Consider the following 21,351-nt stretch of genomic DNA (forward strand, 5'->3'; position numbering starts at 1 on the left):
GGTGTCACGGCAGGGTGGTGCCTGGATCGTCAGGGCTTACGGGCGACCAGACCCCACTGGTCGACGCCGGGGGCGCCTTTTATAAACCGCTGCGCGGTTTATGGGAATTCACGCTCTGCGTGAATTTGATTTCCGCTGCGCGGAAATCTTGGGGTGCCTCTTCGCTGCGCTCCGTGGCGGGGCGTCCGCTGTGCTCCTGCCCTACCGGCTTCGCCGGGCTGGTTACCGTGGTGGGCTGTTGGTGTATCAGGCGTGGTCTTGTGTAGGGCTTGGGATTCTTGACCTGCCGTCTCTGGGTTGGGGGTGGCGGGGCGTCGGCCCGGTCTGGTGCCGGCCTCGCCACGGTGACGGGCTCCGCTGCGCTCCACCCTGCCTCCTCTCCCCCCTTTAAAATCCGGCTGTGCATTTCTGTCATTACCCGTCAACAACATGCCCTGTTGGTCGGGTGCGCGGGGCGAGTATCAGCTATGTTTCAACCATCAGGGCGAACATGCAACCCGAGTGATGCATCACTGGTCCTATCTGTGTAGCATCTGAGTACAGGCAGCAGCGCCCCCGGCCCCTCGCGCCGCGCCGGACTTTCTTTTCTGGTTGCGTGCTGAGTTTCGCGAAAAGGAGAACATGGGCATGGCTGTGAAACTGCGTGACCACCAGATCGAGGCGGTTTCCGCTATTGTGCGCGGCCTCGATATCCCGCCGAACGGTGTTCCCGTGAATGGCCTGCGAGGGCAGGTGCACGCCGCGTGCGGAACAGGGAAAACAATCATCGCTGCGGTCTACGCGAAGAGGATTGTGCCCAACGGTCGCATTCTCGTTCTGGTGCCGACCCTGGATCTCCTGACCCAGACCGTGCAGGCGTGGCGCGAGGTCGGGCACACGGGGCCGGCGGTCGCGGTGTGCGGCCTCACGGACGACCCGGATCTGTGGAATCTCAAGGTGCGCTCCACCACGAATCCCGTGCAGCTGGCGCTGTGGCACGGCTCCGGGCCGGTCACCATCTTCGGAACGTACGCCAGCCTCGGTGTCCTGGCGGAGGCGTTCGAGGGCGCCTACGGGCAGATGCTGAGCCCGATGGACCTGACGGTGGTCGATGAGGCCCACAGGACGTCGGGGTCGATGGGCAAGGCGTGGGCGGGTGTCCACGACCAGGGCGTCATCCCGTCGTACCGGCGGCTGTACCTGACGGCCACGCCGCGGATCTGGGAGGAGCGCCTGCACTTCGATGTCGCTGACGGAGTACGCGACCCGCTGCCGCGCGAGATGGCGGCCTCCATGGACGACGAGCGTGTCTTCGGGCCGGTCCTGTACAAGCTCTCGCTGGCGTCGGCGGTGTCGCGGAAGCTGCTGGCGCGGTATCAGATCATCGTCCTGGAGCTGAAGGACCCGGTCGTCACACCTGAGCGGCTGATGGGCGAGGAGCGGCACAGCGAGAAGGTCCGCGGGCAGCGCTTGGGCGCTCTCCAGGCGGCGCTGCTGCACACCATGGCGCAGCACAACCTGCAGACGTGCGTCACGTTCCATCACCGGACGATAGAGGCCGCGGCGTATGCGGAGGGCCTGGAGCGCGTCGCGGCGAAGCTGCACGCGGACCAGCCCGAAATGTACCCGGCTCGGATCTGGGCGGACTGGCTGATGGGTGAGCACGCCCCGGAGCGCCGGCGCGATGTCCTGGGGCAGTTCGGGTCCACCGCGCGGCGTGCGGTGCTCTCGAACTGCCGTGTCCTGGGTGAGGGCGTCGACATCCGCGCGGTGGATTCGGTGGCCCTGCTGGACCCGAAGGGGGCGCCGCACGACATCGTCCAGGCCATCGGCCGGGCGCTGCGCCAGAAGCCCGGAGAGGGGAAACTCGCCTCTTTGATCGTGCCGGTATTTCTCCAGCCCGGTGAAAAGCCGGAGGACATGTTCACCTCGGGATCGTACCGGCCCTTGGTGAAGGTGTTGGAAGGTCTGCGGGCTCACGATGAAGAGGCGGTGGAATTGCTGGCCATTCCGCAGGAGCCACAGAAGGACGTGGCGCAGCCGTCCGAGTACATCGGCGCGAAGCCCGGTGACGGAGAGGAAGAAACCCGGTTGCTGCTGCGTTTCGCGGCTCCGCGTGACCCGGTGATGGTCGCGGACTGGGTTTCGTTCAACGTGATCGACACCGAGCGCCAGGACTGGGCGCGTGGCTGGACGGCACTCAAAACGTACGTCGAGCGGGAGCAGAACGCCCGGGTCCCGTACGGACACCGGGAAGGGGCGATGCCGCTCGGGACATGGATCGCGGAACAGCGACGAGCCTACAGAGCCGGGCAGATGACCGGGCAGCGCGCGGCGCGGCTGGAGAAGCTCGGCATGGTCTGGAACCCGGCCGACGAGCGGTTCCAGGAGAACCTGGAGGCTGCCAAGGCCTACTACGCGCAGCACTGGACCCTCTGCGCGCCCCGCTCCGCCAGCATGCTGGACCGGCCGGTGGGGCAGTGGCTGAGCAACCTTCGCCGCCCGGGCGCCCTGGAGGGGCATCCGGAGTGGAAGGCCGCGCTTGAGGCCGTGGACGCGCACTGGAACCCCGCATGGCCGGCCGACTGGCAGCGCCACTACGCCGCACTCCGCGAACTGCTGACGGACGAGGAGGACCACTCCGATGTTCTGCCCGGCTTCACCGTGCACGGCATGGACATCGGGAAGTGGCTGGCGAAACAGCGTCAGCACACCGCCTGGACAAGCCTGACGGACGAGCAGCGCGAACTCCTGGAAGCAGTCGGCGTCGCACCGCTGCCCCCCGAGCGGACGGAGCCCGCCAAGACTCCCGGGAAGGCCGCGAGCGCCTTCGAGAAGGGCGTCGCGGCCCTCGCGCAGTACAAGGCCCGCACGGGCTCCCTGACCGTCCCCAGGGCCCACGAAGAACGGATCGTGGTCGGCGGTCAGGAGTACGTCGTGAAGCTCGGTGTGTTTCTCAGTAACAGCAAGAGCCGCCGGACCAAACTCACCGCCGACAAACTCGCCACGCTCGCCGGCCTCGGACTCGACTGGACGGCGTCGTAAGGCCGGGGCAGGACTCCGGGCGCGCCGTGCGGCCCGGAGTCCTTCGTTTCCGGGATGCCAGCGGATCAGGGCCAGACGGTTATGTCGAGCGTCACGAACTCGCCTTCGTTGCGCGTCTGTGGAGCCTGGCGGATGGTCACGAGGGCGACGTGGTCATTGCGCTGCACGCAGATGCGGGTGCCTCTGGTCAGCGCGGACTTCCTGATGATGTCGGTATATCTGGTGTCCGACCGGCACACCTCCAGCGACCCTTCCTGACCGGGGTCAAGCTTGACCATCTGCCCCTTGGTCGTGAACCCGTTGAAGCTGTCGTAGTACAGGTCGTACCCCACGCCCTCGTGCAGTTGGATCGGATCGTCAGAGAGGAGTATGTGGTAGTTGTCAGGCATCTTGATGTCCGATTTCGTGACCGGATCGCCGGTACCTGCCTCGACCGGCGGAGCCGAAACGGCCGGGGCGGGGGGCGTATGTGTGACCGTCACGGTGACTGCGGGCTGCGGCTGAGGCGTCTGCACCTGAGACCTGGCTGTCGGTGAGTTGACCACCACCGGCAGCCCGAAGAAGCCGAGTAACAGGCCAGCTACCCCAGTCAACGCGGACAGCATGGCGGCCCACTCGACCACACGTCTGGGCTGAGGCTGAACGGACAGACCGGGATCTGGCGCCCGGGCGGGAGGAGGCGGCGTGGGTGGAGGTGTGGAAGGCGTACCAGCACCATTTGTACTTGATTCACTCATACGAACACTCCTACTCGAATCATCTGCCGAGCCCTCATCTGAGCTACTGCATATCTCAGTTGCAGACTGATGAGGACTACATCGGAAAGAACGCCTCAATCTCGACGGTGAATGCGCTGCGGCACACCGGATCTCGTCCGAGGGGTACGACAGCGACTGATCGTCTGGACAGAGATACGAGTGCGATCGCGGGCACGAAAGAACGGGCTCCCTGGCAGTGACGCGGTCACAACACCAGCACGACCGAGAAAACCCGTTGCCCAATCAGTCGAACAGCACCACCGTGCATGCGCCCACCACAGTCACCGCTCGGTGCGACCGACACATGCACAGGTCCGGTCCGATCGCTCCAGGACAACGGGTACGGAGCGATCCCAGCGACATGACCGACACGGAGCGGACCAAGGTCCACGCCGCCACACCAGTGCCCGCCTGACCACACAAACAGGACCGACGCCCAAAGACGTTCTGCCACCGCGAGATACGCAACGCAGTACGCTACCTCGCCAACAACGGCGTGAAGCGGACGGCCCTGCCGATCGACGCCTCCAAAACCGTCGACGAGGACAGCCACGAATACAACACCGGCACGTCACCCGACGAACGCAAGCACCACATCCCGACCGAACAGGGACTCTCTTTGCCACAACGCACTCAGAGGACACCGGTCTTCGCTGATCGAGGCGTCTCACCTACGGTCGTCTTCATGAGTAGCGACGGCGTAGTGATGGACGAGGCGGTTCGTGCGGCGTGGGACACCTATCGGGTCCTGGAGAAGCGGACACCTGCCGAGGAGCGCCAGCAGGCGCAGCAGCGGCTGAAGGCTGCGATGGACTCCGTCGGGCGTGAGGAAGTGTCGCGGGGCACGGTGTTCCTGGTGGGGGTGCTGACCGGGTACTTGATCGCTGGGCCACCCGGAAGCGGGGAGCGCATCGATCCGCTCAGCGACCTCATCCCTGCCGTGGTCCGACGGCTGCCCTCCTTCGAGATGGCCGACCCGGAGCAGGTGCCGATGGTGACCGGAGTCCTCATGGCCGCCGCCATGGGTATGGATACCGTGGCCTGGCGCGACCGGTTCGGGACGATCGAGCCGAAGGAGGCCATGGTCCACGGCTTCGTGCTGTGGCTGCTCGCAGACCTCTTCGATTCCCTGGCCGAGAAGCCAGGAACCATCGACCGGCTGATGCGCGGAACCTTGGAGACCATGGGCACCTCGGAGGGCTGATGTAGCACGAGGGCGCATGGTAGACGGGGGGCGAGGTTCACCTGGCTGGTGCCGGGCTGCGGCTCGCCCACATAGCCCGAAAGTGCCGGCGCGAAGTGCAGCTCGGTGCCGACCCGACTCCACGGTGCCGGGGACGGGGGCTTACCCGAGCCAGACGATGTTCAGGACTGTCAGGCTGTGCAGGGGCCGGTTGATCCAGTAGGTGAGGGAGAGCCGCCCGACCGCCGCGTAGCGGACGTCCTCGCCATCGTCGTCGCCGGTGTCGAACTGCCGGAAGCCCCACGGATCCGCGGCGGCGGCGGCAAGGATGTCCCACACGGTGTCCACTACGTGCTCGGGCAGCGCGTCGAGGACCTTGGCTGCCGGAGCGGAGACGCGGACCGCGTACGGCGACGAGCTCACCCGCGCCGCCGGCGGAGCTCCGTCAGATCGACGGCGTCGCTGTCGTCGTAGCCGGAGGCGACGAACGCGTCGACGGCCGGGGTGTGCGCGATGCGGCCCTGCCAGTCCTGGACGACCTCGTAGAGCCCGGCCAGGGAGAACGTGCGCCGGGATTCCTCGAGGGCAGCCGCCCACTCCCGCTCGAACGACGGCACCCACCGGTCCGCGCGCCAGTCAGCTCGCAGGCGAGCGAGAAGTTCGGCCGGCGCCCCGGGCGCGGGGGCGTACGGCGGGACGGGTACGTGGTCGGGCTGCGCACTCATCTGGTCCTCCCGGCAGGTCGTCACCTCACGGTACGCGCGCCAAGTCGCCGTCGGTGCGGACATGCGGCGATCCCTCCGGCCTGCGGGCACCACCCGGTCGCTGGCTGCCAGGGCCGCCGATACCTCCGCGGAGCCAGGCGGGCGATCATCGAATGCCCGCCTGGCCAAGGGATGGCCAGCTGAAACGCCCGGGCGGACGGGACTTTGCATACGTCCGGGCGGGCTCCCTCACCTCATTCATCGGTGCGAACGAGCCGGGAAAGGGAGTCTCGTATCAGCTCCGCGCGCTGTTCTCCCCATGGACCGTATCCGATCTTGTTTCCCCGGAAGGTCAGATCCACGTACCACTCCGGGAAGCCGGCGGAGTACGCCTGTCTGACGGCGATGTCGACCGCGGGCAGTTCGGTGTAGGGACAGCCGAACAGGGCGGCGCCGTCGGATGCGTAGAACGTGGTCTCCGTGAAGACCAGCAGCCGCTTCCCGATGGAGAACTGCATGTCCGTCGTCGCTCTTCCTACCGCGATCAGCGATTCGGACTCCGGCATACGGAACAGAGTGCGCGCCTTCGCGGCGACCCTGGGCGAGATCGACTGCCCTCTGTTGACGACGCCGTTGGGAAAGTCCGCCAGGATGCGTCTGGCTCGGGTGTTCGGCTCCTCCCAGGGCGGTGCCGGCCGCCGCCGAGGCACCGTGACGATCGGCTCTCTCTTCCGCTGAGGCTTGTTGTGGGCGCGGTTGTGCCACTGGAATCCGTGGTCCGCACCGTTGTGCGGGAACAGGTGCGGCTCGGGGCTCCCGCGCATGCGCATGCGCTCCTTGATGGTCTGCCAGGCGTCGGCCAGGCTGAGCGTCGCACCTCGTCCGCTGATGCCCCGGTGGAGAATGTCGACGAGTTCCGCGGTGAACTCGGGGTAGTCGGCGCCTTCGACGACGAAGGACCTTTGCACGGCCGACGTCGAGGTCAGGACGCAGCTTCCGTAGTCGTAGCCGGAGCCGTCGCCGTATTCCGCCTCGTCCTCTTCTGTGGTCGGCGCCGACTCCCTGGCGGCTCCCGGGTCCGGGTTCTGCCGCCGGACCGCACCCGAGGATTCCGCGGACTCTCCCAGCGCGGTGACCAGTTCCGCGCGCGAGGGGGTGCCGATGGGCCCCATGCCTGCGGCACCGCTGTAACAGCAGTCCAGGATGATCACCCAGGAGCGCAGGTGCCGTCCGGCGTACCGTACGACCTCCCGCACGGTGAGGTACGGGATGGTTCCGATTTGCGGATAGTCGGCGTCGGCCATCGGGAAGGCAAGGTGCAGCTTTCCGGTCCGGTCCAGCAGTCCGTGGCCCGCGAAGTAGACGACCAGGGCGTCCGTGGCCTCGGCCGCCGCGTCGCGCACGGACTTGAGGACGTCGCTCTCCGGGGACTTGGAGTCCAGGACGGTCACGCTGGTGTCGGCCAGTCCCCAGACGGCAGGGTCGCGCAGCAGGGAGCCGAGCCGGACCGCGCCCTCTTCGGCGGCCGGCAACTGTTCGAAATCCGGGGAGACGTAGGTGCCGATGCCGACGAGCACCGCGCGGCTCGCGCCCGGGTCAGCGACCGGCATCTGCTGCGGGGGAGGCACCCGGTGCCGGAGCCGGGTCGGCCGGTGCGGGCTGCTCGGACGAGGGACCCGCCAGCGCGCGGGCGATGCGGATGGCCTCTTCCTCGGTGCTGTGCTCCACCTCGATCCGGGCGCCGTTGCATTCGACGACCATACGGACACCCTGCCGGACCCGGGGCGGCAGCGAGGCTCGGAACGAGCGGTGGGCGTACACGAGGGCGGCGGAGGAAAAACCCGCCGAGACGGCGAGGTTGAGCCATTCGACGAAGTCGCCGGACATCGCTCCCTCGGCCGGATCGGGCCGCACCGCCTGGACCTTGGCATGCGCGGACACCGCGCGGTCCCTGGCCAGCCACTCTCCGAAGGACTCGGTGAGCCGTTCGACCACGACAGCCTCGGTCCTGCCCGGCTCGACGCCGACGTTCACTATCCGTACGCGCATGTGCACCGCCCCCCGTCCGCTGGGCCCGGCGGCGTGTTCCGCCGTCGGACGCGTTCCTAGCTGTCTTGCACCCGCCGGCTCGCCCGCAAACCCTGTGCCGAGACGGGTCACGACGCCCTCGCGCGGCGTGTGGGCGCCGAGCGTGGTCCGCGCTGTTGTGAAGGGGAGGGATGGCTCCACTGCCACGAGCTCTCCGGAGTACGTCGCCGACTTGGACGTGCTCACTCGCCGAATGAGGCGCTCAGTCACAGGTCCGGGGTTCACGGGCTGTTCGGGGCGCGGCTGCTACAAGTCGAATTCGAGGTGCTCGATGTCGGTGAAGCGGACCTCGTCCAAGGAGCCGGCACGGCGGCCGCTGTCCTGGAAGTAGACGTCCTTGAGTGCTTCGGCGGCGATCTCCTGGAGGCGGGCGTCGCCGGCGCCGGCTTCCTGGGCGTCGAAGAGGCGGGCGGCGTACTGCGGCGGGAGGGCGACGGTCAGGTGCCGGGTACGGCTCTCGTCCGTCGATCCGATCGGGGCGGTGTAGCCGAGGCGGGCGCGGGTGTCGATGATGATGCCGCCCGTGGATGCTGCCTGCTGCCGGGCCTTGGCCCGGATCTGGGGCTGCCAGCGCTTCTTCACCTCGCGGTCCATGCGGTTGGCGAGGTCGGGTCGGGGTTTTCTGATCTGGTCTTTCACGTACCGTTCGACGGTGCGCTGGGAGATACGCAGCATCTGGGCGACCGCCTTGGTGCCGCCGAGCTGCTTGACGAGGTAGCGCATCTGCGGGCCCGCGTTCTTGGGTGCCGGGCGGGTGAACGCCTTCTGCACCGCGGCGTCCAGGCCGTCCCCGATCAGGCTCATCGTGGCCTTCTCCTACTCTCCGTTGTCGACATCGGTGACGGTGCCGTCCTTGATGGAGCGGGCGAGGTTGAGCTCGGGGGCGTTGAACCGCTCGCGGACTTCTTCGCCCCACAGGACGGACTGGGTGCCCTCGTGCTTGACCAGGCCGGGGTTGATGCCGAGCTTGAAGCCGCCGGGCAGCGGCTTGCCCTCGCGGTAGGGCAGGAAGTCCAGCGGGGAGGGCCCGTTGGCGGCGTAGACGACGCAGTCGGACAGGACCGCGATGGGGTACTGCCCGGTGAACGCCGCGTGCTTGACGATCTTCCGGTGCAAGTTGATCCGGGTGCGGGAGATGACCGCCGCCCGGATGTCGGGCCGCCATGTCGGGCGTTCCAGGGCACGCCACCGCTCGCCCGGCCGCCAGCCCTCGCCGCGTGGCCGCTCGCGTAGTTTGCCGATGCCGCCCTTGACCGTCGCCTTGATCGCCGAGACGACGATTCCCAGCTCCGGGTCGCGCTCCTTGTAACCGTCCATCGCCGTGAGGAAGTCCTCCGGCGACAGGTCGGCTCCGACGCCGAGGTCGGCCATCGTGGCGAGGTAGGCGTCACGCAGCCGCTGGTACCAGCCGTCCAGGTAGCGGCCGTTGTCGTAGCGGACCCACGCCTCGGTCGGTGTGACGTGGTAGCCGAGCTCTTGGGCGTACGCCACCGTGGGCGTCGCGTACCAGGCCGGACCAGTCGGGCGGTCGCCCTTCGGGGTGAACGGGGAGGGCAGAAGGCTGCCGTCCAGCTCCACCCACTCCTTGCCGACCTTCACTCGGGACAGGTCGACGTGGGACAGGTCGACCAGCCACGAGCCGGGCAGCTTCGCGTCGAACACCGGGCTCTTGACGTGCGTCGGCTCACCGAGGCCGACGTTCAGCCCGTTCGCGCCGGCGGCGAAGGCCATGTTCACGTCCAGGCCGACCAGATGACGCAGGGTGCACTCGGCATCGGTCATGGGCCTGGCCCAGTCGTACGCCTCCTCGAACAGCTTCTCCGCCGGGCCGCGTACGTGGAACCGCGGCAGGTTCAGCCGGCTGAGGACGGGGTGCCCGTCGGGGGCCTCGCACGGCGCGCAGTCCACCGGGGCACTGCCCAGCGACCCGGGCGTCTTGGTCTCCGCCTGCCGCAGGACGCCGGTCTCCTCGTCGCGAACGGCGTGGGTCGGCGGGTGCAGGGCTGTCATCAGCTCCAGGCCGGTGACGGCGGTCGAACCGCGCGGTGTCATCACCCGCGAGGCATACGTGCCCAGGACGCGGGCGAGCTCCGCCGGCGGCTGCTGCGCGGCGTCGCCCCAGAACCGGGCGTCCAGCGCGTTCCACGAAGGGATGCACAGCTGCACGCACTGGCGGGCCGAGCCCTTGGCCGGACGGTAGATCCGCGCCCACGGCCCGAACCCGCGCTTCGTCAGCTTCCACTCCGCGCGCACCAGCTGCTTGATGGCCTTGTGCCCCTCCGGGATCCGCCCAGCGTGCTTCTCCTCGTCCGTCAACGCGACGGGCAGGCCGTAGCGCTCCAGGGCGGCCTCGGTGAGCACGAGCAGCGGATCGGCGGGCCGTCCCGGACCGGACAGCTTCGGCTGCCCGAGCCTGCCCTCCTTGAGAGCCCAGTCGACCAGAGACGGCAGGGACTTGGCGGGCACGTCCAGGACCAGGCCGCCGACGCAGTACGCCAGCACCTGCCCGTCCTCGACGTCGATGACCGCCAGCGGCCCGTTCTCGAACCGCGGAACCGTCTCGCCCGCCGGAGTTCCGGCCGGGGCTGCCTTCTTCGCGGCCGGGCGGCGCGTCGTCGTCATCGACGTCGACGACGTCGACGACGTCGGCTTGGCGGTGCGCGACGGGCTCGGGGCAACGCGCGGACCAGCGGTGACGGTGACAGGTGCGGTGGTCCGGGCGTTCTCGGCCGAAGTCACGTCCGCAGCCGCGGACACCTCCCCTGCGGACGGAGCCAGCGCCTCCGCCGGGGCGTGCGCGCCGGTGAACGTCGTCCGCGCCGCAGCGTCGGGTGCGGGAACGGCGGCCGTGTCCGCCGAGACTGCGGGGTAGAGTTCCGCGAGCTTGTCCAGCAGCCGGGCGTAGGCGTCGCGCTCGGGCGGGCGGGGCTCGGTCTTGCCCGCCTCCCACCCGGACACCGTGGCCCGGCGCACCTTCAACGCGGTCGCCACCTCATCGATCGTCAGACCGTGCGCGGTACGCAGCCGCTTGCGCTCCGCAGGCGGCGGCAGCACGGCGCGGGACGCGAGCAGGCCGTCGACCGCGTCGAACAACTCGGACATGGATACACCTCCGGACCAACACCCTACCCAACGAAACGTACGCTGCGCGTACGAACAGCGTACATGTTGCGCACATAGAGAGGTTGGGGTGGTTCAGGCGGACCGTTCTGGTCGGTGTCCCGTGCCACCGAACCTCGGCCGTTCGCCACCAATATCCGACCAACAGACAGGCTCTTCGGTGATCGACCGGCGTGGATATCATTCGGCCATCTGAAGCAGTTGGTGCCGACACAGGGCAAGCGGGCCCCGACGCGACGCACGGAGAGATCCGATGGACAAGCAGACGCTCGGCCAGCTGCTGCGTGAGGCACGGCAGCGCTCGCTGATGACGCTGGAGAAACTGGCTGACACCTCGGGGATCAGCGTTCGTGCCATCAGCGACATGGAACGCGGGCACAGTCTGCCCCGCCAGGCGACACTCAACGATCTGATGGACACTCTCGAACTCGATGAGGAACAGCGGCGGCGCCTCGTGCAGACGTTGGCCTCCGTGCGGCGCACGAAGCAGGTTCCCCGGCAACTGCCACCCGATCTGACGGTCTTCCGCAGCCGGGAAAGAGCGCTCGAAGAAGTCGGTGAGCTGGCCTCGCAGGTATCCGGTCAGGGCCGTCACGTGGTCATTTCCGCCATTCGGGGCATGGCCGGTGTAGGCAAAACGGCGTTCGCCGTGCACTGGGCCCATCAAGTCGCTGAGCATTTTCCCGACGGTCAGCTCTACGTCAACCTACGCGGCTTCGAATCTTCGCATGTGCCCCTGAAACCGGAAGAAGTCCTAGGAGACTTCCTCAGAGCGCTCGGCGTGGCCTCGGGGGACATACCCGCGGGGGTGGAGCAACGCAGCGCCCTGTTCCGGAAACAAACCGCTTCCCGTGAGATGATCGTCCTCCTCGACAACGCCATGGACAGTGAACAGGTGCGGCCACTGCTGCCCATGGCCGCTGGATGCCTGACCATTGTCACTTCGCGCAACCAGCTTTCCGGGCTGGCCGTGTCCGAGGGCGCCTCCGTGGTCAATCTCGACGTGTGGACAGCCGCCGAGGCATTCGCCGCGCTCGCCGCCAGAGTCGGCGTGGACCGGTGCCAGAGGGAACCCAGCGCGGCCGGTGAACTGGTCGAGCTGTGCGGACGGTTGCCGTTGGCAGTTGCCATCGTCGGCGCGCAGCTCAGCGCTGCCCCCCGGATGTCGCTCCACTTCGCCGCCCGCGAACTCCGACAGTCCGTGCCGAAATTGGACGCCTTGGCAGCGGACGATCAGAAGGTGGACGTCCGCTCGGTCTTTTCCTGGTCCTACCGGGCCCTCAGCCCGCAGACAGCACGCTTCTTCCGGTACATGACCATGCATCCCAGTTCCGCGCTGACGGCTGAGGCCGCCGCCTCACTGGCAGGGACCGATATGCCCGCTGCCCGGCGCAACCTGCGTGAACTGTCCACGGCCAGCCTGCTTTCCCGCGACGCCGAAGGCCGGTACGTACTGCACGACCTCACTCGTGCCTACGGCGCCGAACTCGCGGAACAGGAGCAGGACGACCGTTTCGGCGCCGAGGCCCGCCTTCTGCAATACCTGTGCGACAACGCGCGTACGGCCAATCGCTTCATCGACACCCGGCCGGGCATCACCGTAGTCGGCATGCCGGTGCCGGACGTGGTGCGGGTCGAGGTCGAGGACCGCACCGAGGCCTGGGAGTGGTTCCGTCAGGAGGATCCCGTCTTCGCCGGCGTGCTGCAATCGGTGAAAGACCCACGACTGCTGCGGCACCGGGTGGAACTGACACACGACTGGCAGAGCTATCTGGCCGCCGTCGGCCGCTGGACCGAGCAGATCCCGGCCCAGCGGGCCGGGATGGCGGACGCTGTGGAGCTCGCGGACCCGGTCGCCGTCGCACGCATCGGCGTGGTGCTGGCAAGTGCCCTGGGACAGACCGGGCAGGCCGCCGACGCCGACGCGCAGGTCGCTCTGATCCTCGAGCAACTGAAGCGACTGCCGCCGGCGGAACAGGCCACCGCACAACGCAGCGTCGCCGGAGTGTTCGCCCGCCAGGAACGCTACGAGGAAGCACTGCACCACACCCAGCAGGCTCTGCGGTTGTTCCGCGCGTCCGGTGAGCGCAATGACATCGCCCGCGAACTGAACGCTGTCGCCTGGTACGGAGCCATGCTCGGGAGCTACGAAGAGGCAGTTGCCATGTGCGGACAGGCTCTGACCATGCTGCGGGAGGCCGGCAACCAGCGCGACGAGGCCGCGACCTGGGACACCCTCGGATACGCCCGACAGCATCTCGGCGATTTGGAAGGAGCGATCGAGGACTACCAGAAGAGTTCACAGCTCTACGGCGAGATATTCGACCCCTTCAACCAGGCCGACGTACTCGATCATCTCGCCGCTGCACGTTTGGACCACGGCGACATCGAAAGGGCCCGCGAGGACTGGCTGCGGGCAGCCGACCTGTTGAGCGAGATCGGCCACCCGCAGGCGGCGACGATGCGCGCCAAAGCGCAGGCAGTGAACGCGCCGCACCGACAAGAGACATGACAGCACTGCTGCGCACGGGCCCGGGGAGTCCTTTCACGGCCTGCCACCGAGCCCTGTGTCTGGCCTTCGGCCACGCGTCCACGGCCGAAGGCCAGACACGCGAAAAGCCCGGCAGCTGTTTTCCGAACCCCGTGTGACGTCCGCAAGCCCTCCACACGGCCGACCGCAACGGCAATAAGTGTATCTTCGGGGAGACACACTTCCGTCGGATCACACCCATGCCGACAGTGCGCACGTCATACATGTGTGTCGGTTAAATCGATCTGCATACCTGTCGGTTCCATGAAGTGGGGGGGCTTCCACATGATCTCGTCCGACAGGCCGGCCCGACGCCGACGTCTCCGGATAACCCCGGTCGGCCGCTGGGCACTTGGCCGGCTGGGCAAGGTGGGCGTCCGGCGTTCGCTCCCCGTGTTCGCTCTGGCCACCGCGCTCTGCACCGGCGCGTGCGGCGCGATCCCGCAGACCGGTGCGGTCTCCGCGGACCGGGACCGGTCGGCCGCGCTCGCCCGGCCCACGCCGAGCGGTGCCCCCGCCGGGCGGGAACCAGTGTCGTCGACAGCTCACGGAGCACCGGACCTGGGCGCCTTCGACCCACTTCCGGGCCTCGGGCTCCGGACCTCGAACCGCATACCCGCCGACTCGGAGCAGGTCGTCGTCGTCACCGGGGAAGGCAGGAACTCCCCCCTGTCCCATGTGGTGTTGTACCGCAGGACCGCATCGGGCTGGCAGGGCGGTGCGACCTGGTCCGCCCACAACGCCCTCAAGGGGTGGACGCGGGACCATCGGCTCGACGACCTGCGCTCACCTGTCGGGGTGTTCACCTTGAGCGACGCGGGCGGCCTGCGGGCCGACCCGGGTTCGAAGCTGCCGTACTCGCACTCGGGCGGCTTCGTGGTCCATGGCGCCGGATTCGCGGGCGAGCCGCTCGCTGGTTCCTTCGACTACGTCATCGCCATCGACTACAACCACGTCAAAGGCACGTCTCCACTCGACTGGGGCCGACCTCTGGGCGCGGACAAGGGCGGGGGTATCTGGCTGCACGTCGACCACGGCGGCCCCACCCACGCGTGTGTAAGTCTGGCCGAGGAACATATGAAGGAACTGCTACGTACTCTCGACCCCGCGCGGCATCCTGTCATCGTGATGGGGGACTCCGCTTCCCTGGCGGAGTGAGCGGCTCGTACCCCGGTCGAAGAGGCGTCCGGACCGCGCGACATCGCATCCGGGAGAAGCGCCGTGCCACGGTCGGCTGCCCGAAAACCCGTGAAAGAGAAGCCCGCCTCATCATCACCTTGTGGACAGGTGCCGATGATGAGGCGAGGCTGGAACAACCGAAGGGACAGCACGTGAACACCCCGGCATACGGGTCCCCCGATCCCGTAACACGTACGACCGTGGCCTCGGGGGACGATCCGGCAGACCTACTCGAGACCACGCCATGGGCCTTGGCAGCCATGCTCGGGACCATCGCGGAGGCGGTCGAGACCCCACTCGCCGATGTACTGGAGTCCGATCCGGCGCGTACCGCCGTGCTGGAGGCCGCGGGCCTGGTCCGCCGGGAGCAAGACGTACTCACGCCTCACACGTCCTTGGTGTACGCGGACGGCCCTACGGCCCGAAGTGCCGTCGAGGCGCGTTTGAGCTCGCTGCGCCAGGCCGTCGCCGCCGCGACGGATGCCTCGACCGGGGCGGCGGCCGGCGGGTGGGCCGACCAGGAGGACGCCGTGCTGTTGAGCCAGGGACGGGCTTCCGCCATGACCGGCCGGGCACTGGCCACCAGGGTGGTTCCCTCCCTGCCCGGGCTGGCGGACAGGCTGGGTGGGGAAGGCAGCCGCATCCTGGACGTCGGCACCGGCGTGGGAGCGCTGGCGCTCGTCCTGGCCCGGGAGTTCCCGCGTGCCGAGGTCGTGGGCATCGATATCGCCGACCGTGTGCTGGGACTGGCCGCCGGGGAACTGGTGGACGCGGAAGCGGACGTCGCGGGCCGGGTGACCCTGCGTCGCCTCGATGTCGCGGAACTGACCGCGCAAGCCGCCTACGACCTCGCCTGGTTGCCCGCGCCGTTCCTTTCGGAGGGCGCGCTGGCCGAGGCCGTCCCTCGGCTGACCCGGGCCTTGCGGCCGGGCGGCTGGCTCGTCGTGGGCACGAACCCCACGATGCCCGACCCCCTGCGACGGGCCGTCGCGAGGTGGAACGCGGTGCGCAACGGCGGCAACTCCTACGACACGGAGCGCATGGTGGAGTCGCTCACTGCCACGGTCCCGGCGGATCTGCGGAGGTTCCCCACGGTTCCGGGTGGCCCCGTGCTGGTCGCGGCCCGGTGGAGCACCACCTGATCGCACCGCTTCCGGCGCCCGGTCCGACTCCAGCCGCAGCGGGCGCCGTCGCCGAGGCCGAGTGAGCATTCCTGGACACGCGGACGGCTCACTCGGCACCTGGCAGGTTCTCAGCCGATGGCGGCGGCCAGCTGATCGGCGACTTCGCCTGGGGAAGGCATTTCAGCGATCTGGGCCGCGGCACGTCGGGCGTTGGCGCGGTACTCGGGGTTCCCGACGACCTCACGGACAGCCTCGGCGACGGCCTCCTGGCCGGCCGGAGGCATGACCGCGACTCCGGTCCTCGAAGCCGCGACGGCACCGGCCTGGAGGAACTGGTCCGCACCCTGCGGCACGATCACCATGGGCAGCCCGCGCGAGACGCTGCCCATGGTGGTGCCGGCGCCTCCGTGGGACACGACCAGATCGATCCCGTCGAGCAGCTCGGCGAGCGGGGTGAAGCCGACGAACCGAACGTGTTCGAGACCGTCCCCGAAGTCAGCCGCGTCGCCGCCCAGGCCCAGCGTGACAACCAGGTCGCTCTCGGCGCCGAGGGCGTCGATGAGGGGCCGAAGAACACGCGGGTCACCGAAGTGGGTTCCGAAGGAGAGGAGCACCTTCGGACGGGCGTCGGGGGCTGCCAGGGCCGTGCCGGCGGTCTTGGAGGTCTGCGCACCGCGATGGGCCTCGGGCCGGATCGGCAGACGACCGCGCGGCACCTGACGGTCGGGGCTCTGCAGCAGGTCGGGGCAGGGGTCGAGGTACCAGGTGGGAGCAGGCACGGTAAGGCCACGCTTCTTGTGGCGGCGCTCGGCGACCGTGTCGAAGGCATCGGTGAACTGCGGGGGAATCTGCGGTCCGAACGCAACCTTGGCGTAGGGGACTTCGAGTACGGCGGCCACGAGCGGGCCGACGTGGTCGGTGGCCTCGGCGACGATCAGGTCGGGCCGAAACTCTCGTGCGACCGCTATGGCCTCGTCGGCGGTGAGGTCGATACGAGCACCGGCGAACAGTTCGGCGGCGACGGCCGGGTCGGGCACCGTGGGGTCGTCCACGCCCGCGAGACGGGCTGCCTCGGCGAGGAGCTCGGGCATCTCCGGGCCCACCGGGAAAAGAGTGATGTTCTCGGCAGCGAGCAAGGGGCCGAAGCCGGCCGAGGTGATCGCGGCCACCCTGTCGCCACGGTCTCGGAAGGCCCGTGCGAGAGGCAGCTCCGGCAGGAGGTGTCCATGTGCGGGTGTGCTGGAGAAGAGGATACGCATGTCCTGACCATACGTCAGCTGAATGAGCCGTTCCCCGGGTCAAACATGTTATTCACACGCACCGGCGGGACGACATGTTTGCTCCGGGTCCGAGGTGCACACATCGGGACTGCCGCCGAGCGTTCGCGGCCGGCTCTCCCGCGCCCGTCTGGGCCGTGGACCTCCACAGGTCGATCGACCGCGCCCGATCAGTCGGCCGGATCGCGATCGCCGACAAGGGGAAGAGGAAGGAGGCTCGGGCTTCGAGGCACGCGGGCCGAGGAGGCGTGCATCAGTGATGCACGCCTCCTCGGCCCGCGACGCCCGGACAGCGACCGAAGCGACTCGGCCTCGGACTTCGGGCGCCCCCGGCCGCGCGGCCGGGGGCGGCACTCGACGGCCGCCGCCATTCGGTGATTCGACGTGTACGGCCCCATGCCCCTCACGCCCCACCGAGCAGCGAGTACCGGTCCGAGAGCGTCGGTTGGGGGGCGGTTACAGCGGGAGGGTTATGCCGAGCTGCTGCATCGCCGCAGAGGGCGGACCGCCTTCGGAGCGTTCCGTCTTGTAGCCCTTGACCCTGGCTTCGATGCTGCGGGGGTCGACCGCTTCGGCAGGGGCGCCCTTGGCGTACAGGCCGGTGGGGTCACAGTCCCGGTCATGGGGCAGTAGCCAGAAGACGCGTCGTCGGAAGGTGCCGGAGGCGCGGGAGGGCTTGGCGGTCGATCCGAGGACGGCGTAGCCGACCATACGACCGTCACGGTGGTACGGAGGTTTGCCTCTGCGGGTGGGCAGTCGGTCCAGGCTCTGGCGGACGTACTCGAGGTCGGTGACGTTCTCGAGCCAGACGATCTCCGTCTCGTGCTGGATCTCGTCCTCGGTGATCAGGGAGCTCATGCGGTCGCTTCCGTCTCCTGGTCGGCGAGCAGTCCGATACCCGGGTAGTACTTGCGCTGGTTGGACGTGGTCATCTGTTTCGGTGAGGCCAGTCCCACCAGCTCTCGTGTGCGGGCGGCGAAAGCTCGTGAGGACAAGGCGGGTGCCCCCTCATTCTGGCACCACGCCTTGTAGAGATTGTAGAGACCGGTCTGTTCGGCCCTCAGTTCCGGTGCCAGGACGCAGGATTCCTCATAGAAGCGTCCGGTGTGGTCCTCGGTCTCCGCGTACGCGTTGGTGGCGATGCGGACGCGTCCGGGCCCCGTGAGGTCGCGCGCGCCCGCGAGGTAGCGGCGGGCGCCGTCCATGAGCCACGTCAGGATGCCGGGACCCTCCTCGGTCACGAGGATGTCCGCCAGGTTGTCGATCTTGCGGTGGTCGGGGACGGTGTTCTCGAACGGGATCAGCCGCATGCGGCGCCAGAACGCGAAGCCGCCGGTACCGACTTCGGGCCTGTGGTTGCCCACCAGGAGCAGCTTGTGGGTGGGATCGAAGCTGAAGAAGTCCTGTCGCATACGGCGTGCCTTGATGCGGTCCCCGCCGGTGAGGAGTTTTACGCGGGCTTCGTCGAACTTGTCACCGGGATTGACCTCGCTGCAGACGATGACACGTCGCCCATGGAGTTCGGCCAGGTCGGTGGGGTGACCTTCGTAGGGTCGGGCCATGAGGAAGCCGGGCGGGGCCGCGTCGGCGTAGTCGCCCAGGAGTTTCATCAGGACGTCCAAAAGGACCGACTTGCCGTTCTTGCCCGCGCCGAAGAGAAAGGGCAGTACCTGGCCGCCGACATCGCCGGTGACGGCGTATCCCATCAACAGCTGCAGATAGTCGATCATTTCGGCGCCTTCGGTATCGGTGCCGAAGGTGTCGGTCAGGAACAGGGTCCACCGGGGCGTGGAGGTGGTCCGGGGCCCGACGGAGGTGGAGCGGGAGTGGAAGTCCTTGTTCGGGTCCGGAGTCTTCACCAGGCCGGTGCGCAGGTCGACGATGCCGTCGGGCGTGCACAGGGCGTAGGGGTCGGCGTCGAGGCGGGTGGCGTTGAGGACCATGCCGGGGGCGGAACGAGCCTGCGTGAGCATGGCGTTGATACCGGCCGTGGAGAGGGCGCGGCGCCGGTGACGGTTGAGGGCCTGCGAGGTGTGCCGACCTTGTTGATCATGGGATGCGATGTTCTCGGCCAGGTCACCGGCGGCCCACAGGACGGTGTCGTCCTCGTCGATCTGCCACCGGGTGGTGTCCCACCGGTACCAGCCGATACCAGGGACGTGACGGTAGTCCTGGGCGTACAGCTTGACGAACAGTTTGGCGTTGCCTCGGTCGGTCAGGGTGTCCGGAAGCAGCCCGCTGGCGGTGGCTTGCGGGCCTGAGTGGGTACCGGACGAAACCGTCTGGGCAGGCAGGGGGATCGGCTGCTGGAGACGGATCTGCTCGGCGACGGCCTGAGCGTCGAAATCGAAGAGGGTGCTGTCGTTGCCCGGAGAGGTCACGGGTGGCCCCCCGGGGTGAGCGGGCGTGAGAGTCCGGCGGCCATGCCGCTGCGGATGATCTGTTCGGCGCGCCGGTCCTGACCGGGGCGGGCAGCCGCGGCTGCTTCCCTGAGAGCCCTTTCGGCATGGTCCTGGGTGAGGCGCCCGGAGGCGACGAGGCCCCCGAGGGTGAAGGCGGCCCTGTTGAGCGCGTCGGAGAAACCCGCGCCCTCGTCGACCGCCCCGCACGCCGCGACGGGGGCGAGAACCGTGCTCAGGAGGCCGCTGGTGCGCGCGCGGGCGCCCCCCGCGGCCTGGACAGCCTGCTGGGCGCGTGGGGGCACGGAACGGGGCGCGGGGATGTTCGGGGCGGGCAGATGACCGGTACGTTCGAGTTCCTGGGCGAGCCAGGTCGGGAGCAGAGCGGGCCGACGTGTCTCTCCCAGTGCCGTGTAGGCGCCGGCACCGGTGGTGGTCCCGGGAGCGATGATGTAGCCGCCATGGGCACGCACATCGACCTGCCACGCCAGGGCGCGACTCTGGCTGGAGCCCGCGGAACACTGCCAGCGACGGTTGTCGCCCGCGCGGTACCAGACGTGCAGGCCACCCGAGGGCGTTCGCACCCGAAGCGTCGAGGAGTCCTCTGCGGGGCTGGGAGCGTCTCTCAGGGCCGCCAGTACGGCGAGGGTGTGAAATCCCGTGGAGAGGCCCGTCAGGTCGATCTGAGCGCCGATGGGGATGCCCGGCAGGATGCGGTCCCGGCTCGGGGGCTGCGCTTCGTGCGCGTCGATGTCGATGACGACCAGGCCTGCGGGGCCGCAGGCGACCCCCACCCCGAAGTCGGGGTGGCTGCCCCACCACTGGTCGATACGGCGCTGGTCGAGGGTGGCCGCGTGGAATCCGTGGCACCAGCGACCGGCGGTCAGGCAGGGGCAGCCCGCATGGGTGTGGCCGGGCCGACGGCACTCGGAGCAGTTCGCGGCCGGCGTCTTGCGGGCCGCCGCGAGCGGGTGGACCGGCCAGCCCCTGCGCGCACACCATCGCGCGACGGCGAGCGGACGCGCGGCAGGGGTCCCAAGAGGGGACCACTGTGAGTCGCTCGGCTGAAAGTGCAGCTCAGCGGACATGCGCACCCCCTGGTAGCGACTGAAGCGACTCAATGACGGACATACCTTAGCGAACACAGCGGTGGGGCGCGGGGAGCTTGGTCCCGTGTCGGTCCCGTCGGGCCACAGAACCCGGGCTGGGCAGGCGCAGAACCCGCCCAGCGACCGAAGGCGGAGGCCAGCGACTGAGTCGCTTTTGGTCGCTGGTCGAGAGGGCAGGACAAAATACCTGGTCAGAGCGCTGGATAAGAAAAAACAGCGACTGAAGCGACTGTAGCCTCCTATATATGACGCACACGCGCACACAGGAAGGGCTTATATATACCGAACTTGAGTCGCTTCAGTCGCTGAGGTCATCAAGCAAAGCCTGTGACCTGCGGTTTCTTCAGCTACTGAGCAAGCGACCGAAGTTTCCCGCAGTCGCTGTGCTTCAGTCGCTGGGGCGGCTCACCCGGTTTCGGGCCTTTGCCACCTCGATCGGCTCGGTCGCTCCGAGTCGCTGGGTCGCTCTTCGGTCCGAGTGCCCCGGCCGTCGTCCCGGCGGGTGACAGCCCCGTAGCGCCACCGTGGGTCGCTGGGCCCACTCCGGGTGCGAGGCGCCCCTCTCGGACGTCCCGCGTGGCGCGGGAGCGACCCGAGCGCCTCCCCGCAGGGTGACGTCGGGTGCGCCCCGGGAGGGGGGATCGACGTGCCGCCGTTTTACAGCCCCAGGTCGAGGGCCAGGCATGAGTAGTACTTCCAAGACCCTTCGGGGTCGTAGGAGTTGATCCCGGCGTTCGGATCGGCATTGACCTGCTCGGTCATGTCCTCGAAACCGATGCGCTCCGGGAGCTTCCCGAAGCGTGCGTGCCTCGCCGCCGCCGCAGCGGCGTCCTTGGTGAGTTCCTCATGCATGACC

The 21,351-nt window shown here is 68.5% G+C and carries 17 protein-coding genes; 5 read left to right on the forward strand and 12 right to left on the reverse strand.

Annotated features, from left to right (window positions below; translation table 11 throughout):
• The first annotated feature begins 627 nt into the window (after positions 1-627).
• Positions 628-3,024 (forward strand): Helicase associated domain protein, encoded by a 2,397-nt coding sequence (locus tag ACWD3D_RS10655; RefSeq protein ID WP_451460531.1) that lies wholly within the window; start codon positions 628-630, stop codon positions 3,022-3,024.
• 65 nt (positions 3,025-3,089) lie between these two features.
• Here ACWD3D_RS10655 and ACWD3D_RS10660 read toward each other — a convergent pair whose 3' ends face one another.
• The gene (locus tag ACWD3D_RS10660) at positions 3,090-3,647 is read right to left on the reverse strand and encodes a hypothetical protein (RefSeq protein WP_451460532.1); all 558 of its coding nucleotides are present in this window, start codon (positions 3,645-3,647) and stop codon (positions 3,090-3,092) included.
• Positions 3,648-4,467: 820 nt separating this feature from the next.
• Here ACWD3D_RS10660 and ACWD3D_RS10665 point away from each other — a divergent pair.
• Positions 4,468-4,986, forward strand: a complete 519-nt coding sequence (locus ACWD3D_RS10665) for a hypothetical protein (protein WP_451460533.1) — start codon at positions 4,468-4,470, stop codon at positions 4,984-4,986.
• A 141-nt stretch (positions 4,987-5,127) separates the two neighbouring features.
• Here ACWD3D_RS10665 and ACWD3D_RS10670 read toward each other — a convergent pair whose 3' ends face one another.
• From ACWD3D_RS10670 to tap, 6 genes are all read right to left on the reverse strand, one after another.
• Positions 5,128-5,388 (reverse strand): hypothetical protein, encoded by a 261-nt coding sequence (locus tag ACWD3D_RS10670; RefSeq protein WP_451460534.1) that lies wholly within the window; start codon positions 5,386-5,388, stop codon positions 5,128-5,130.
• Positions 5,385-5,690, reverse strand: a complete 306-nt coding sequence (locus ACWD3D_RS10675) for a DUF6247 family protein (protein ID WP_451460549.1) — start codon at positions 5,688-5,690, stop codon at positions 5,385-5,387. The genes ACWD3D_RS10670 and ACWD3D_RS10675 overlap by 4 nt, the downstream gene beginning before the upstream one ends.
• A gap of 233 nt (positions 5,691-5,923) precedes the next feature.
• Positions 5,924-7,279, reverse strand: coding sequence for a caspase family protein (locus ACWD3D_RS10680; protein ID WP_451460535.1), 1,356 nt, complete (start codon positions 7,277-7,279; stop codon positions 5,924-5,926).
• Entirely contained in the window at positions 7,266-7,718 is a 453-nt protein-coding gene (locus tag ACWD3D_RS10685; protein WP_451460536.1) for an effector-associated constant component EACC1, read from the reverse strand. Before ACWD3D_RS10685 ends, ACWD3D_RS10680 begins: the two co-directional genes overlap by 14 nt.
• A gap of 285 nt (positions 7,719-8,003) precedes the next feature.
• Entirely contained in the window at positions 8,004-8,561 is a 558-nt protein-coding gene (gene tpg / locus ACWD3D_RS10690) for a telomere-protecting terminal protein Tpg (protein WP_451460537.1), read from the reverse strand.
• Between the two features lie 12 nt (positions 8,562-8,573).
• Positions 8,574-10,859 (reverse strand): telomere-associated protein Tap, encoded by a 2,286-nt coding sequence (tap, locus tag ACWD3D_RS10695; protein ID WP_451460538.1) that lies wholly within the window; start codon positions 10,857-10,859, stop codon positions 8,574-8,576.
• Positions 10,860-11,130: 271 nt separating this feature from the next.
• On the opposite strand from tap, the gene ACWD3D_RS10700 reads away from it, so the two are divergent.
• The 3 genes from ACWD3D_RS10700 (at position 11,131) to ACWD3D_RS10710 (ending at position 15,728) form a co-directional block, all read left to right on the forward strand.
• A complete protein-coding gene (locus ACWD3D_RS10700) occupies positions 11,131-13,389 on the forward strand; it encodes a tetratricopeptide repeat protein (protein WP_451460539.1) in 2,259 nt (752 codons plus the stop codon).
• 303 nt (positions 13,390-13,692) lie between these two features.
• On the forward strand, positions 13,693-14,565 hold the full coding sequence (locus ACWD3D_RS10705) for a L,D-transpeptidase family protein (protein ID WP_451460540.1): 873 nt from the start codon (positions 13,693-13,695) through the stop codon (positions 14,563-14,565).
• Positions 14,566-14,846: 281 nt separating this feature from the next.
• Positions 14,847-15,728 carry an SAM-dependent methyltransferase gene (locus ACWD3D_RS10710; protein ID WP_451460550.1) on the forward strand — a complete coding sequence of 294 codons (882 nt, stop codon included), beginning with the start codon at positions 14,847-14,849 and terminating at the stop codon, positions 15,726-15,728.
• A gap of 110 nt (positions 15,729-15,838) precedes the next feature.
• Here the strand turns inward: ACWD3D_RS10710 and ACWD3D_RS10715 are convergent, their stop codons facing one another.
• From ACWD3D_RS10715 to ACWD3D_RS10735, 5 genes are all read right to left on the reverse strand, one after another.
• A complete protein-coding gene (locus ACWD3D_RS10715; RefSeq protein ID WP_451460541.1) occupies positions 15,839-16,969 on the reverse strand; it encodes a glycosyltransferase in 1,131 nt (376 codons plus the stop codon).
• A 474-nt stretch (positions 16,970-17,443) separates the two neighbouring features.
• Positions 17,444-17,845 carry a DUF6009 family protein gene (locus ACWD3D_RS10720; protein ID WP_451460542.1) on the reverse strand — a complete coding sequence of 134 codons (402 nt, stop codon included), beginning with the start codon at positions 17,843-17,845 and terminating at the stop codon, positions 17,444-17,446.
• Entirely contained in the window at positions 17,842-19,368 is a 1,527-nt protein-coding gene (locus tag ACWD3D_RS10725; protein ID WP_451460543.1) for a DNA primase family protein, read from the reverse strand. The genes ACWD3D_RS10720 and ACWD3D_RS10725 overlap by 4 nt, the downstream gene beginning before the upstream one ends.
• Positions 19,365-20,474 (reverse strand): bifunctional DNA primase/polymerase, encoded by a 1,110-nt coding sequence (locus tag ACWD3D_RS10730; RefSeq protein ID WP_451460544.1) that lies wholly within the window; start codon positions 20,472-20,474, stop codon positions 19,365-19,367. The genes ACWD3D_RS10725 and ACWD3D_RS10730 overlap by 4 nt, the downstream gene beginning before the upstream one ends.
• Positions 20,475-21,152: 678 nt before the next feature.
• Positions 21,153-21,347: a hypothetical protein gene (locus ACWD3D_RS10735; RefSeq protein ID WP_451460545.1), complete on the reverse strand. Its 195-nt coding sequence runs from the start codon at positions 21,345-21,347 to the stop codon at positions 21,153-21,155.
• Positions 21,348-21,351: the final 4 nt, after the last annotated feature.

The organism is Streptomyces sp. NPDC002690 (assembly GCF_053592415.1).

Bases quoted from the DNA above. Each gene is read 5' to 3' on its own strand.
- ACWD3D_RS10680 (WP_451460535.1), bottom strand. From the start codon at position 7,279: ATGCCGGTCGCTGACCCGGGCGCGAGCCGCGCGGTGCTCGTCGGCATC.
- ACWD3D_RS10665 (WP_451460533.1), top strand. From the start codon at position 4,468: ATGAGTAGCGACGGCGTAGTGATGGACGAGGCGGTTCGTGCGGCGTGG.
- ACWD3D_RS10655 (WP_451460531.1), top strand. From the start codon at position 628: ATGGCTGTGAAACTGCGTGACCACCAGATCGAGGCGGTTTCCGCTATT.
- ACWD3D_RS10700 (WP_451460539.1), top strand. From the start codon at position 11,131: ATGGACAAGCAGACGCTCGGCCAGCTGCTGCGTGAGGCACGGCAGCGC.
- ACWD3D_RS10730 (WP_451460544.1), bottom strand. From the start codon at position 20,474: ATGTCCGCTGAGCTGCACTTTCAGCCGAGCGACTCACAGTGGTCCCCT.
- ACWD3D_RS10715 (WP_451460541.1), bottom strand. From the start codon at position 16,969: ATGCGTATCCTCTTCTCCAGCACACCCGCACATGGACACCTCCTGCCG.
- ACWD3D_RS10710 (WP_451460550.1), top strand. From the start codon at position 14,847: ATGCTCGGGACCATCGCGGAGGCGGTCGAGACCCCACTCGCCGATGTA.
- tap (WP_451460538.1), bottom strand. From the start codon at position 10,859: ATGTCCGAGTTGTTCGACGCGGTCGACGGCCTGCTCGCGTCCCGCGCC.
- ACWD3D_RS10705 (WP_451460540.1), top strand. From the start codon at position 13,693: ATGATCTCGTCCGACAGGCCGGCCCGACGCCGACGTCTCCGGATAACC.
- tpg (WP_451460537.1), bottom strand. From the start codon at position 8,561: ATGAGCCTGATCGGGGACGGCCTGGACGCCGCGGTGCAGAAGGCGTTC.
- ACWD3D_RS10720 (WP_451460542.1), bottom strand. From the start codon at position 17,845: ATGAGCTCCCTGATCACCGAGGACGAGATCCAGCACGAGACGGAGATC.
- ACWD3D_RS10685 (WP_451460536.1), bottom strand. From the start codon at position 7,718: ATGCGCGTACGGATAGTGAACGTCGGCGTCGAGCCGGGCAGGACCGAG.
- ACWD3D_RS10735 (WP_451460545.1), bottom strand. From the start codon at position 21,347: ATGCATGAGGAACTCACCAAGGACGCCGCTGCGGCGGCGGCGAGGCAC.
- ACWD3D_RS10675 (WP_451460549.1), bottom strand. From the start codon at position 5,690: ATGAGTGCGCAGCCCGACCACGTACCCGTCCCGCCGTACGCCCCCGCG.